The sequence below is a fragment of the Oligosphaera ethanolica genome, from assembly GCF_030814695.1.
Taxonomy (GTDB): domain Bacteria; phylum Verrucomicrobiota; class Lentisphaeria; order Oligosphaerales; family Oligosphaeraceae; genus Oligosphaera; species Oligosphaera ethanolica.
The window spans coordinates 3397243-3410518 of sequence record NZ_JAUSVL010000001.1 but is presented as its reverse complement, the minus strand read 5'-3'; the positions used below and the strand labels follow the sequence as shown (position 1 = coordinate 3410518).

Genomic DNA, 13276 nt, shown 5'->3' with positions numbered 1-13276 from the left:
TCTTGTCGTCTTCTCGTCTTGTCGTCTTCTCGTCTTGTCGTCTTCTCGTCTTCTCGTCTTGTCGTCTTCTCGTCTTGTCGTCTTCTCGTCTTGTCGTCTTCTCGTCTTGTCGCGGACGGATCGGACTGATCGGACCGATCCGACGGATCCGACTGCCTGATCGGTCCGATCGGTCTGATCCGTCCGATCTGATCCGTCCGATCCGTCCGCGAAGAAAAAAACGGCAGCGCGGCTTGCTGCGCCGCGGCAAGACCAGCCCCCCCCAAAAAAAGAAATCTGCGTTCATCTGCGCCATCTGCGGATAAAAAACGTCTCGCCGGCGATGATTGCCTGCAGGCTGTAGTGTTCAACTTCACGCAGAACGCCCCCGCTGTCCCCGGTTTGAACTATTAAGTTTTGCTTAATAGCTGCCGGCTCATCGAGTTCGTTGTCTCCTCAACAGCGCTTCAAGCGCCGATTGATCGGCGGCACACGCATCCCGGAGCATACGACTTGTGCCAGTGAGTCAGGGATGAGAAGCGAAGATCACCGGGATATTAACCTGCCCTGGGCATGAGCGGTCTTGATAACGTTGTTGTTGGCGGTGAAAACCTGAATACCGGGGACAGTAGCGAAGTCGCCATCATCGGTAATGACCTGGACTACGCCATGATTGCGCATGGATTCAAGAATAAACAGGTCGTAGCCGTCGACCCTTTCGGTCTGCAATCGGTTCAAAGCGGCGGCAGTCGTGACTGAATCAATAGTGACAGGCAGCAACTCTCCCAAACTGGTCACCTGCGCCCACGCCGCCTCAATTTCGCTGATCACTTGCTCTCTCTCCGCAGCAAAGTTTTGACGATACTCCTTGGCCCCAACGGCGCCGGCGCTCGCCACATAAATTTCACGCTCGGTCTTTTCGATAATGTGAGCTAGCTCGGCCAATGACAACCCACAGTAGCAGACCTTGCTATTACTTGTTCCTGTGCCATTGACGAAGTCGGCATAGCGGTTCATGATTTGTACACGCTTGGGATCCTCAACATCTCTGAGTTTCGAGTAGGTCATCCAAAGCAAGACATTGGAATCCACCAGGAAACAATCAGATTCACGAGGACTGGCTTGGCCAATATCAAACACGTCAGCCTGGATCGTGTAGTGAACACTCATATGTTCATCTCCTCAAGAATCCTGGCCAGCGTGTCGTCAACAGCCTTCTTGGTTGCCGGATTGCGGTGGTAGGCCTCGGCGTTCTTGAGGATCAGATCAAGAGTCAGACGCTGTGAATCCGACGGATTTGCATAGGAAAGTAGCCGATCCAACTGCTCCCGGTCGAAATGCTTGAACAGCGGTCCGATCGCATTGTTCAGAAAGAGGGACAAGAGCGTCTTAATCCCCGTTAGGTCAATGGTGACGTTCTCCCCGGCCAGAAGGCGGGGTTCAATCTCGGCCAAAAGCTTTTGGCCCTGTTCAGCAGTGATGCACCGATCGCCGATCAATTTATTGAGCTGTATGTCCATAGTGTTCTCCATTCCCTGGCCGCATCACGTCGCGAGAGGCTCACCGGCCAGGCGGTAGTAGTTTTCGTCGCACCTTAATCTGATATGAAAAACCGTTCCCTCAAAGGTCGGGGAAAACGAATCGTATACTTCGCTGTCCGCCGTGATCTCGGCAAAACCTTCGTTGCTGAAAACCTGCATGGCCCCCTTGTTAACCCGAATAAACGACTTGAGCAAGTCCAACCCCAACCCGCGGCCAGTCGGGCCGGGCTTGGTGGTATGCATTTGTTGAAAGGCCCATTTCAAACAGTCGCCGGCCTAAGGAAGGCGACCGCGTTGGGCCGGAGAAACCGGCAGCGGGAAAAATAAAAGCGCACATCCTCAAAATAGCCGTTTGCCTGGCTCCAAAGCGTAAAGAGCGAGGCGAAGTCAGTCCGATCATCGTTGATTCGAGGAACAGGGATGGTTTTCTGTGTCATGATCGGTCGCGATCCACCCATGGGTTTCTAATTTCGGCAAACTCATCGGGAGATAGACAAGCGTCACGCCATTTTGTAATGGCATCCGGAAGGGGGATGTTCCGCGTATTGTAATATGACCAAAGCTCTGCCGCCAGGAATGATGACATAGAGCGAACTGTGAGTTTCTCTTCAAAAGGACAATCCGGGATATCGTTTGCGTATGCCGTATCGGTAAGCAGTCTGTTTAGTCGGCTCAAGGTGGCCATCTCCAGACTGTCGACAAAATGACTGGGCGATTCTTTCAGGATACGCTTGACGATCCACAGCGCCGTATACAACGAAGGCGTGGGCGACCAGGAGAGAAACTGGCTGAGCAGAGATATCGGGTCTGAATCCCCAGCACACGTCGCATGGCCTAGGATACAAGCATCAGCCGCCTGGTTCGGAAAAATCAGTTTGGCGATGGCATTGAGCCCGTCCCTTTGAATCTCGTCCTGACTTACGGTCAACGCGTCCTTGATTCGCGCATAGAGCTCGTTTCTCTGGTTGGGGCACAAATGTAGGCACGCTACCTCAGCCGTAAGTCCCGGCAAGCCATACTCACGAATTTCCCTGAGAAGACGCTGAAGGGACTCGCGGATTCTGCCTGGCGAGTCTGCGCTAAGCGCGGGCCCGACGGCTTCAGCAAGCACTTCAATCAAGCGGAGAAACCGCGAACGAAATTCATTAGGCACAGAAGAGAAACCCGAAGGATCGCGTTTTTCTTTGAGGCGATCTTTGTCCGCGTCCCACCATTCTAGCAGGCGCTGCAGAATTTCAGCGGCCTCAGCTGCCGTCCAGAACGTGTTGTTTTTTTGACTTGCGCCAATAATCTCTTGCACGATGGGGATATTGCCCCACGTAATACTTACGCTCTTGTCTTGCTTATTTTTCTGTATCGGAAACTGCGTCGACTTGACGTAGGTCTTGAAAAGCGGGACGGGATCAACGCCATCGGGGTGGGGAAGGGGTAAAAACGCGAATTTATAGAAATCAGTGCCATCGGGCAGGCCATAATGGTCAGTCACTCGCCAAATGGCTCTTGCAAGGCGTCTTCTTTGGGTACCCCCGAGCAACTGCAATTTGTACAGGGTAACCAGAGAGGATACGGCCCACCGGCGACGGTCTGATTGCTCCGATGCAGCTTCCTGGAACAGCGAAGTCACCAGTTCCGGCTGAATCGCCAAGACCGAAGTGCCTTGAGGCCTATCATCTAGTCCGAGCAACGGGAGGGGGTTAGGAAATTCATCTTTGACGATTGGATTCAAGTTTTCCGGATATGGAATTTTCAGCAAGTCCGGCACCAGCCTGTATCGTTCCCTTTCAGACATGGAACCAAAAAGCCGTTTGGTCAGGTTCCCAACCTTCCGATAATTCGTTTTGTCAGGAGAAGCGTAGATTCCAGAAACAAACTCAAGTATCCGCTGTTTCATGGCACTTGAACATTTGCAGCAGAGCCGCGATATGACTTCAGGCAGTAACTGAGTAAGACGCACGGCAAAATTGTCATTCCGGAAAGCATTGCCTTCGTGGATGTCTTCCCGGCATTTATTGAGTGCGTCCAGGTAGTTGCAAATAAGCGAATCGGCTTCTTTCTCTGTAAATTTCCATACCAAATCGCGGCTGAAGAGGTCATCAATGCCTTTCTCATCCCCAATGCGAACAAGGGTCGCCAACGCCCAGAATGGCGAATAGCGTGAGATGCGTGACAAGCATGCCTGGGCAGTTTTTGTCGCCAGCGCATAAATGCCTACACGATATGGCAAGCCGACCTCTTCGCAGAATCGGAGAAAGGCGTAGGCACTCAATGCCTCTTGATCAATACGTCCGCTGTGGCGACTTATAATGGCTCGCCCAATATCAAATCCCCGTTTCACTGTGACCGATTCCATCTGAACCGGCGGATTTTTCAGAGCCAACTCGAAGAGCTTAAGTTCATTCCATGGGTCGCAGCGGAAGGCTTTGAGCTCATCCCATCGGGCATTTTGCTGCTGGAGTTCCAATTGTCGCTGATTGTTCCTGACTATTTGTAGGAACCTGTTCCAATCGGAGCTTCTACTGCCAGAACGATTTGCGTCGAGACTCATCCAATCTTCTTCTGGACTCTGAAACTTATCACGCGGCTTGATCGTGCTTTTTTCTTGGCGTTCTGGTTCAGACTCGGCCTTTCGTTTTCCTTGCTTCCACTCGTTAAATAGCTCATCCTTGATGAGTTTCTCCTCTTCATGCCTCGCGGGTTTTACCTCGATCAAATCATTGGCATCCTCGACATAACGCAAAAGCAGCATCTGGAATGCTTCATCAGATAACGACAGAAAGCTTGGAGATGCCGCGTGGTAATTATTTTGTTTGCGGGACTCAACCAACCACGAGCGCATTTGATCATCTATATCTTTTTGTTGGCCAATTTCAGCATATGCGGCTGCCCGTTTGGTCATCCAGTATGGCTGTGCCGGGTTAGGCCGCCAGTTGTCAAGGCGCTGTTTTGCTCCTGGAAGATCCAGGGTAAAAAGACTGAAGAGAAAGCCTTCGTAATGCAGAAACTCCTGTTGCTCAGCCGAAAGATACTGTTCAAGTCCCTTAAGTCGGCCTTCCATCTCCTTCCATTTTTCGAGCAGGCCTTTCTCACGATAAAAGCGCAGCACTGCCACCGCAATGGCCAGCCAAGCCTGCCGGAGGTCATCCCATGGCAAATCACGATATTCCTCTTTTCCTTGGTAAACCTGGCAATTTGCTGTCATATTTTTGCAGGGAAATGGCCAGTATTTTTCGAGAAGTTTTTCGCATAACTCTCGGATATTACTGAGGACCGGCAGCAGGCATCGTTCAAGGCGCCAGATCATCTCGTAGGCATATTGGAGGTCCACCCCAGTAAGCGATTTTTCCGTATCCGGGAGGAAACTGACCCAAGACTGAGTATACACCCATACTTTCTCGCGATTGCTATACGGCAGAATAAGCCAACCAGGATAGATCTGCCGTTGCTTTCGCCATGCCGCCGTGATTTTCTGGACTTCCTCAATGTTATCACCGCCTTTTGGGGGAAATATGGATGACGAGTTGTCAGGCCAATCAAGAGCATTCGGGTTTTTATTCCAAAGGTATTTGATAAATATGCTTAACGCCTGTTTGTGGTCGTTTTTCTCGACTCCATCGCAACACGACAGGTCGACGACAGTAATCCCGCGCTGTGCAAGCAGTTCCAGCCCTGCGGACGACAAAGCGAATACCCCGACCAGATAGATTTTCTGCGTTTTGTCTTTGCCAAGATTGTCGCGAATCCAGCCGATCCATTTCTGAAAATTCGCATCGTCCCCGGAAAAGCCGATCAGACAGAAGGTGTTCTCCAGCAGCGCCTGCTGAACGGTATTGACAAAAGGAGCATAGTCGTGGGGGTAACGCCGGTAATCCTCTTCAGTGATGATAAAAGGGCGTTCCGAAGGAAAACTACCGTGGAGCTTCACTATTCTGGGCTTGATGGCATAAGGAATATCTTCTTTATTGACCACCGGCTCATATCGGCGAGTCAATACGTTAGCGCTGGCCCGTTCCAGCAAGGTGTCGTAGTTGGTGGTGAACACATCCGCCCACGGCAACTTCAGTAAATCGACGTGGAGCTGGGACGGTTCGACGTCCAGATCGGGAATGCTGGAACGCAGCAGATACTCCAGTGCTGGTCGGCCGATGGCCGCCTGCACTTCTTCAGCCAGCCGCAAGACATTCAGGTACCTATGTTTTTCCGCATCGGGCTTGCTCCCATGCGCTTTCTGGTAAAACTGGTCGCCCAGCTGGTTCCAATCAGGGAATCCCTCGCCTGCGTTCTTACTGAAACCCGCGCCAACCATCACAGCGGCCCGTCCAGCCCATAAACGCTCCGCAATTTCATCCACATAAGGACGAATGGAATCAGGTAAGTTTACCTTGACGTCGTTGCTCATAGTTCCCCCCAAAAGGCCTTGGCAAGAAGAGAGGATTGGAAAGTTTCCATGGCATATGATGTCTCTCTTTGAAGAAAGGGTACCATGACAACTGTAGCGCCACAATTGGATTAGGACCAGCGGCTCTTTATAAATGAGGAGACCTGCCAGTCGCGCGACGAGGGTTGTCCATAGACGGCGGCTCTGACAGCGGGTAACTCGGATTTGCGTATCAATCGGGCCCCTGATTCTCTCGAGCCTAGTTGACTTGGCGGCGGTATTAACGGCCGCGTTCGAGTTTGGTACGCCATTCCGTCATGCGGCGTTTGGGATCGCCACGAACATACTCGGGATGCTCAATGAAGCGCAGGACGGCGCGAAACCGGTATTCGTTATAGTCTTCGCCCTAGGCGGCGTAATCGGTCAGTGATTGATAATGGCCGGTCTCAGAGGACGGCTGGGACCATGACGACTTGGCGACTGCGCGCACTGGGGCGAGGACTCACAGACACATGAGGCATGGTCCCATGGATTGGACCGTGGGGACTTTCTGGGACTGTGGAGAATGACGCCTTGGACGCCGGAGACCGCTTGAGGACCTCTTGGACTCTTGGGAGCGCCGACAGCGCAAAAACATGGATATTGAATGATGGTGGTTTTCGGCCCGAACCAGACGTGGTTTTCGGCCCGAACCAGACGTGGTTTTCGGCCCGAACCAGACGTGGTTTTCGGCCCGAACCAGACGTGGTTTTCGGCCCGAACCAGACGTGGTTTTCGGCCCGAACCAGACGTGGTTTTCGGCCCGAACCAGACGTGGTTTTCGGCCCGAACCAGACAAAGCAAGTCCTCAGATCGGCCAAGTTCGGCCCGGAGGGCCGGACCATGCATAACCCCTGGTGAGGCGCCCAGAGGGCGCCGCAACCAGGGGTGAGGCGACAACTTAAAATTGCGCCCGGAGGGCGCCACATTGGCGAGGCGCGCCGCGTCTCACCGCGTCGGCGGGGGCATGTCGTGCATCCAATATCCATGGCTGACCGAGTACTAGGCGGCGATGACGTCCTGGGCATCCAAGTAGCATGAGGTCATCCGATAACTATATTTACCTGCCTTAAGCGTGCTTTCCGCCTTTCTTTAGCCATAAAATAGCCATGACTTCTGCAAAAACAGCGCTGAAAAGCCCGGTCCGAGCCATCAGCTGCTGACGCTCAGCGCCTTGCGACAAACGCGAAGCGATTGCCGCAAGGCGCTGAGCCGAAAAGGGATAGGTGGGGGAGCGCGAGAGGGCTCAGGCCTGGTAGTCTTTGGCTGATGGCTCGGGGGCGGCAGCGACGAGTTTTTGCACCAGGTCGTCGGGGGTGATGCCCTCGGAGTCCGCCGTGAAGTTGGTGAAGATGCGGTGCCGCAGCACGGGCAGAGCCAGGCTCTTGACGTCGCTGCAGCTGACATTGACGCGTCCTTGCAGGATCGCCCGGGCCTTGGCGCCGAGGATGAGGCACTGCGCGGCACGGGGGCCGGCGCCGCAGTGGACGTGTTCGCGGATGAAATCCGGCGCTTCGGCGTCTTTCGGCCTGGTCATGCGCACCAGCCGCGTGGCGTATTTGACCACGTGGGGGCTCACCGGCAAGTCCCGGACAATGCCCTGCAGGCGCACCAAGTCCGCTGCGTCAAGGACCTGCTGAAGCTGTACTTTCCGGCTGCTGGTCGTCGCCATGACAATCGCCTCTTCTTCATCCGCATCCGGGTAATCGACCAAGATATTGAACATGAAGCGGTCCAGCTGCGCTTCCGGCAGCGGATAGGTGCCTTCCTGCTCCAGCGGATTCTGAGTGGCGAGGACGAAAAACGGCGGCGGCAGCTTGAACTGCTGATTGGACGCCGTGACCTGTTTTTCCTGCATGGCTTCCAGCAAGGCCGCCTGGGTCTTCGGCGGCGTGCGGTTGATTTCGTCCGCCAGCAACATATTGGTGAATATCGGTCCTTTGATAAAGCGGAAGCTCTTGCGGCCGCTGCCCTCTTCGATATCGAGCACGTCGGTGCCGATGATGTCCGACGGCATGAGGTCCGGCGTGAACTGCACGCGCTTGAACTGCAAATTGAGCACCTGCGCCAGCGTGCTGACCATGAGCGTCTTGGCCAGGCCCGGCAGGCCGATCATCAGACAGTGCCCGCCGCCGGCAATCGCTATCAGCAGCTCCTCAGCGACCTGCTTCTGGCCGATGATCACCCGGCCGAATTCCGTCAGGATCTGCTGCGTGGCCTGACCGAGTTCCTTGATGCCCTCGGCACTCATCTCCGCCGACACCGCCGCCTTCAGCGACGATGACGACGACTGCGGAGCAGCGGCGGCTCGTTCAGCGGCTGGCGCGGCGGCCTGCGCGACGGCCGGCGGGGGCTCAGCGGCGGCTCGCTCAGCAGCGGCTGGCGCGGCGACCGGCGCCGCGCCAAGTTCGAAGCGGGTATTGATCGTCCCGAAGCGCACGGCGCAATCGCCGCGCAAGGCGGCGCGTGACACTTGCTCATCGTCGACGAAAACGCCATTTTGGCTATTGAGGTCTTCGACATGCCACACGCCATTGATTTGGCTGAAGGCCGCGTGTTGCCGCGAGATGCTGCCCTGGTTCAGGCGCACTTGGCATTCCTCGCCACGCCCGACCAGCACGCGGCCGTCGTCGAATTCGTAGTGACTACCGGCATCGGGGCCTTCCAGAATATGCAGCATCGCCATGCGTATGTCCTTCTCCATTACAATCAGTCAGCACCATTCAGCAGCCAAAATCAACGCCCGTGCCAGCCGGCACGGGCCGGCGCCAGCGCGCGCTCAATATAACTTCACTGCCCGAAGCAGGAGCTTGAAGTCCTTGCCACCGGCATTTTTCACCGCTAGACGCAGCATCGACTCGCCGGGCGGCAACGGCGGCATCGCCGCCGGCAGGTCGCCAGACGCCATTTCCTGGCCGTGGGCATTCAGCAGCTGCCAATGCCGGCCGTCCCGGCAGCGCAGGCGCTGGCCGGCTGCGAGTCGCGCCGGAAACGCGTAGTCCTGGCCGGCAAGTGTCAGCACCGGCGTGTCCAAGTAATACGCCGCCGACACGACTTTTACGTCGTCCACCAGGCACGACGCAGTCCGCCCGCCGCCAAGCGCGTTAAAATAGTACAGAATGTACGCGATTGCGCACAGATCGAGCTTGACGTCGTCCAGCGGGAAACTGCACAGCCGCCAGCCGGTGAAATCAACGCGGGTTACCATATCATGCCAAGCGCCATTCACATCCCGCAGCTGCACTTTGAAAGCGTAGTTGCCGCCGTCGCCATGGAGCCAAAACGACAGTGCGCTGGCGCCGCTGAAATCCAGCGGCTGCACAAAACGCCGGCCGATCGCGGCCCAGCCGCCATTGTCCTGCCGCGTACTCGTCGCCGTGAAGCACAGCGCGCCATCCTCGGAATAGGGACTCTCTGCAGCCGTCGTCGTGAAAGTCACGCCCGGCTTGGCCGTGCCTTGATTCTCCGCGTCAAACGCGAATTTGGCGTAGTCGTTGCGCTCTGACGGGCGGTATTCGGCCAGCGCCGAACAGACGTCGACCAGCAGCGCGCCCGCCGCGTCGTGGGCGTCGCGTGCATCGCCGACCGCCAGCGCCTCAAGTTCGATCTCCAAGCGCGGCCGCGCCGCGCCCGCGCGGCTGCGGATTGCCCAACTGTCGCCGTTCCCGGCGGCGCTGTCTTTCGCGGTGACAATGCGCGGCAGCTCGTATTCGCGATCCAGCGCGGCCCAGTCGATCACGTCGGCTGCTGCCCCGAAAGGCTCGTCCAAGGCGAAGACCGTCACTTCGGCGCGCGTGTCCAGGCCGTCCAGGCCCTTGGCGGCAAGCGTGATGGCATTGTCACCGGCTGCGAGTGCTGGCAGCACGTCGGGCTTGAAGCGATCCTGGAGCTCGCCCCGTTCGTTGTAATAGGCCACGCCGTCCAGGCCCCCGATTTCCACGTAGTCACCGGCTGCCAGCACCCAGGGCAATGCCAGCTGCCAGCCATTGACCGCCAGTGACAGCTCACTCAGGGTATTCTTCCGCAGGGGCAGGCTGAGGATGGGGCTGATCACCACATCGACCGTGCCGCCTGTCGGCACCTCGTTGATAAAGACGTTGATTTCGGACAGCGCGCTGGTGCGGATGGGATTGCGATACACCGCATGACTGCCGCCGCTGGCGCGGTAGGGCCATTCGTAATCGGTCAGCCGCGCGGAATCACGCTCGCGCAGCAGCAATTCGACGTAGCGCCAGCCCGTGAAATCCAGATCGACATAGTGATCCGATATGGCCCCGTGATAAACCGCCGGTGTGCGCAGCTGCACATTGAGCAGCGCGCCGGAGCCATCGCCCTTCACCCACAAGCCCACGCCCTGGCCAGCGCCCATGCTGTGATAGGGATGGCCATAGCTGCGGCCAAGCATGGCCCAGGCACCACGGGACGTCTCGCGCTCATTGGTCGCCCGCAGCCGCAGATTGCGCGCGCCGCCGCGTGTGTCCTCAGTCACGGCCTCGACCGCCAGCTTCACGCCCGTCGCGCAGCTCAGCTTGTTGGCGCCGTCATCGCTGAAATCAATCAACACTGCCCCCAGCTTGTCGTCCGCCGGCGCCAGGCTGTACAGCGCCTCAATGCGGGCGCGCAACGGCTGCGCGGCGTGAGGATTGGCCGCCGTCCAGGCCACGCCCTGCGGCTTCAGGCCCGTGAGGCGACGGACCGCCGTCGCTACGGGCGTGAAGCGCCACTGGCCGTCGCCGTCCTGGCGCAGGCGGAAATCCCGCCCGGGTTCGGCGACGCGCGCCAGCGTCGCGGCGTCAAAATAGCGCGCCAGGCGCAGCCGTTCGTACCAGCCCAGGATGGTGAACATGTCTTCCTGCCGACCGTTGGGTGGGCGCCGGGACACATTGACGCCTTGAATGGACATCGGGCCGTCCATGGCGAGATTCTTGGCCGCGAAGTACTCCATTTCGTCCACAAAATGCCCCCTGGCCATGGTCGACGGCCCGCGCGGCGACCACCAGCCCAGCTGGGGCTCGACGAGGTCGGTCTGGCGGTAGCGCGAGGCGATGCGGATGTGGTCGTCATGGAACTGCTTCATGGCCCATACGGGATGATCCCAGGCGCCGAGCCGCGAATGGAACCACCAGTTGTTATGGCCGTGGCAGCTCGCTTCGGTGACGCCGCCAGGCTGCAGGCGCTGAAATATTTTCCAACGCATGGTATCAATGCCGTAACGGCTGCGCATGCCCTCTGAGCCATCAAAGTACAGCATGTCCAGGCCGCAGCTGTTGTAGACGTTGGCGATGGCGTCGGCAAGCTCGTCGGCCAAGGCGCTGTCGGGCTCGGGATAGAAAGCGATATAGCGCTGCTGGAGGTAATCGGCGGCTGCGCCGGCCTCATGCGCAGCGACCGCCGTGCCGAAGGCGCCCCGCTCGCACTCCATGAACGCGTAGGGCGGCTCGTGGGCTATGGCCGAGTAGCGGATGATCTCCTCGCCGATGCGTATGGCATTGCCATTGCTGGAATAGGTCCAGACCAACTCATGGCCCGGCACGGGCTTTTCGTTCACATAAAGCGTGCGGTCTTCGGCGCCAAAGGGCCGCGCCAGTGTATAGCGCGCGCTGGCTATCAAATCCGGCGACGGCCGCGGCGTCACCCAGGAATCACGGGGGTCGATGCAGGCCGTGAGGGTGTGAATGCCCGCCCGCAAACCCGCCGCATGGATATTCGCCACCACCGCTTTCATCTCCTCCAGACCGCCCGGATAATAACCGCGGTTGACATCGTAATGGCCGAGTGTGCGCCACCAGCCGTGGAGATGGATGAACATGAAACCGCCGCGGCGCGCCAACTCAATCCAGTCGTCCGTCTGCGATGCCGCCAGGTCGGCAAAAAGATACGACCCACGCGTGGCCGGCGAAGCCGCCGCAAAAGGGCCGCCATGCGCAGAACGCGGCACGGCCTCGCGTTCGGCCAGGCCCTGCAACAATGGCCGCAAGCGCGCGCGTGGCGCCGCGAGCAAAGCCACGCTGTGGCCGCAGAGGCCATGCTCGGCCGTCGTCCACGCCTGCAGCTGTGGCGGCTTCTGCGCAAAACGCGTATCGACGCCCAGGGACAGACTGCGCAGGCACAACCCCGCGTCGTCATCGGATATCAGGCCGGCCATGGCGCCGACATAGCGGTCCATCACCGTTGACAGCCGGCAGAAATACACGCTGCGGACATCGGGCACGGTCACTTCGTCCACCGTCAAAACGACATAATCGGCTTCAACGCGCGGCGCCAGGCGCACATGGCCGCCCTGGCGATTGAAGCTGATGAGCAGGCGGCCCGCGTCGTCCACGCTGGCCCGGCGGCCAAAGAGCATCTGTCCGCCCTCCATGCCCAAACAGCCCAAGGGCGCCGGCGCGCTGAGCAGTTCCCGTTCAGCACTGACGGCCGTGGCTTTGAGGCGGCAGGAATGCAGCTGGCCGTCTTCGCCAACCACAAATGTGGCGTCGCTGGTCTCCCAGCGGGCAACTTCCGGCACGGCGGGATGGTCCTCGGCGATGTCGTAGCCGCTCTGCGCGTGTGACGTCCAGTCCGCCAGTTCGGCCATTTCGTCGCCACTTAGCGCACGTTTGTAGATGCGAAGGTCGTCGATCAGCCCCCGATGGGTCGTATTGCCGGCCCAGCGGCCCAGCAGAATATCGCCGCCGGTAGCCACGGGATAGTCCCATTGGGCGCTGCCGACGGGCTTGCCATTGAGGTATGTCCGGATATCCGGCCGGCTGAAGCTCACGCCAATATGCACCCAGCGGTCTTTGGGCAAACCGCGCACAATCGGTGCCTCAATCTCTCGCCAGTCCTCGCCGGGGACATTTGCGCGATGGCCAGGCCGGCCCATGCGGAAACTGCAATAGTCGTCGGCCACGAAAATCATGAAGCCGCCGGGATTCCACCCCGCGCTCAAGATATTCGGATAGCGCCCGCTGCCTTCCCAATACACCCACAGCGACAAACTCAGCTCATCCGAGCCATCCAGCTCGGGCATGGGCGGCAGCGACGCGAAGGAGTTCTCGCCATCACAGCGCAAAGCCTTGCCGAAGCCGCCGGCAGCCCACGACGCGCCATGCAGCATCGCGTCGCGGCCATGCGGCCCCTTGTCGGCGCTGAAAATGCCGTAGCCCTCCTCAAATGGCCAATGCCCCAAGAGCGCCGGGTCACCCCCTGCCGCCTGCGCTTGCGCCTGTGCCTGTGTCTGTGCCTCCGCCTCCGCCTGTGCCTGTGCCTGTGCCTGTGCCAGCAGCACGCAGCCCACCATCGCCATTGCCAGACCGGTCCACCTCATGCCGCACCTCGCTTTCATCTACAGGCACTTTCA

General features: G+C 58.4%; 6 protein-coding genes and 1 pseudogene. All 7 read right to left on the bottom strand.

What is annotated here, in order from left to right:
- Positions 1–525 precede the first annotated feature (525 nt).
- The 7 genes and pseudogenes from J3R75_RS11755 to J3R75_RS11730 all read right to left on the bottom strand — a co-directional run bounded on the left by J3R75_RS11755 (position 526) and on the right by J3R75_RS11730 (position 13243).
- Complete coding sequence (locus tag J3R75_RS11755; protein ID WP_307261760.1) at positions 526–1149, bottom strand: PIN domain-containing protein; 624 nt, start codon at positions 1147–1149, stop codon at positions 526–528.
- Positions 1146–1499 (bottom strand): STAS-like domain-containing protein, encoded by a 354-nt coding sequence (locus J3R75_RS11750; RefSeq protein WP_307261758.1) that lies wholly within the window; start codon positions 1497–1499, stop codon positions 1146–1148. The genes J3R75_RS11755 and J3R75_RS11750 overlap by 4 nt, the downstream gene beginning before the upstream one ends.
- A gap of 24 nt (positions 1500–1523) precedes the next feature.
- Positions 1524–1763, bottom strand: coding sequence for a hypothetical protein (locus J3R75_RS11745; protein WP_307261756.1), 240 nt, complete (start codon positions 1761–1763; stop codon positions 1524–1526).
- Between the two features lie 190 nt (positions 1764–1953).
- Complete coding sequence (dsr2, locus tag J3R75_RS11740; RefSeq protein ID WP_307261754.1) at positions 1954–5916, bottom strand: anti-phage defense-associated sirtuin Dsr2; 3963 nt, start codon at positions 5914–5916, stop codon at positions 1954–1956.
- Positions 5917–7180: 1264 nt separating this feature from the next.
- Entirely contained in the window at positions 7181–8185 is a 1005-nt protein-coding gene (locus tag J3R75_RS11735) for an AAA family ATPase (protein WP_370882397.1), read from the bottom strand.
- Positions 8186–8356: 171 nt separating this feature from the next.
- Positions 8357–8614 (bottom strand): annotated as a pseudogene (locus J3R75_RS19875) (FHA domain-containing protein); the annotation flags it as partial.
- Between the two features lie 99 nt (positions 8615–8713).
- Positions 8714–13243, bottom strand: a complete 4530-nt coding sequence (locus tag J3R75_RS11730; protein WP_307261751.1) for a LamG-like jellyroll fold domain-containing protein — start codon at positions 13241–13243, stop codon at positions 8714–8716.
- Positions 13244–13276: the final 33 nt, after the last annotated feature.

What these genes read in the sequence shown, in the direction of transcription:
- J3R75_RS11755 (WP_307261760.1), bottom strand. Translation starts at nt 1,149, where the DNA reads ATGAGTGTTCACTACACGATCCAGGCTGACGTGTTTGATATTGGCCAA.
- J3R75_RS11750 (WP_307261758.1), bottom strand. Translation starts at nt 1,499, where the DNA reads ATGGACATACAGCTCAATAAATTGATCGGCGATCGGTGCATCACTGCT.
- J3R75_RS11745 (WP_307261756.1), bottom strand. Translation starts at nt 1,763, where the DNA reads ATGCATACCACCAAGCCCGGCCCGACTGGCCGCGGGTTGGGGTTGGAC.
- dsr2 (WP_307261754.1), bottom strand. Translation starts at nt 5,916, where the DNA reads ATGAGCAACGACGTCAAGGTAAACTTACCTGATTCCATTCGTCCTTAT.
- J3R75_RS11735 (WP_370882397.1), bottom strand. Translation starts at nt 8,185, where the DNA reads ATGAGTGCCGAGGGCATCAAGGAACTCGGTCAGGCCACGCAGCAGATC.
- J3R75_RS11730 (WP_307261751.1), bottom strand. Translation starts at nt 13,243, where the DNA reads ATGAGGTGGACCGGTCTGGCAATGGCGATGGTGGGCTGCGTGCTGCTG.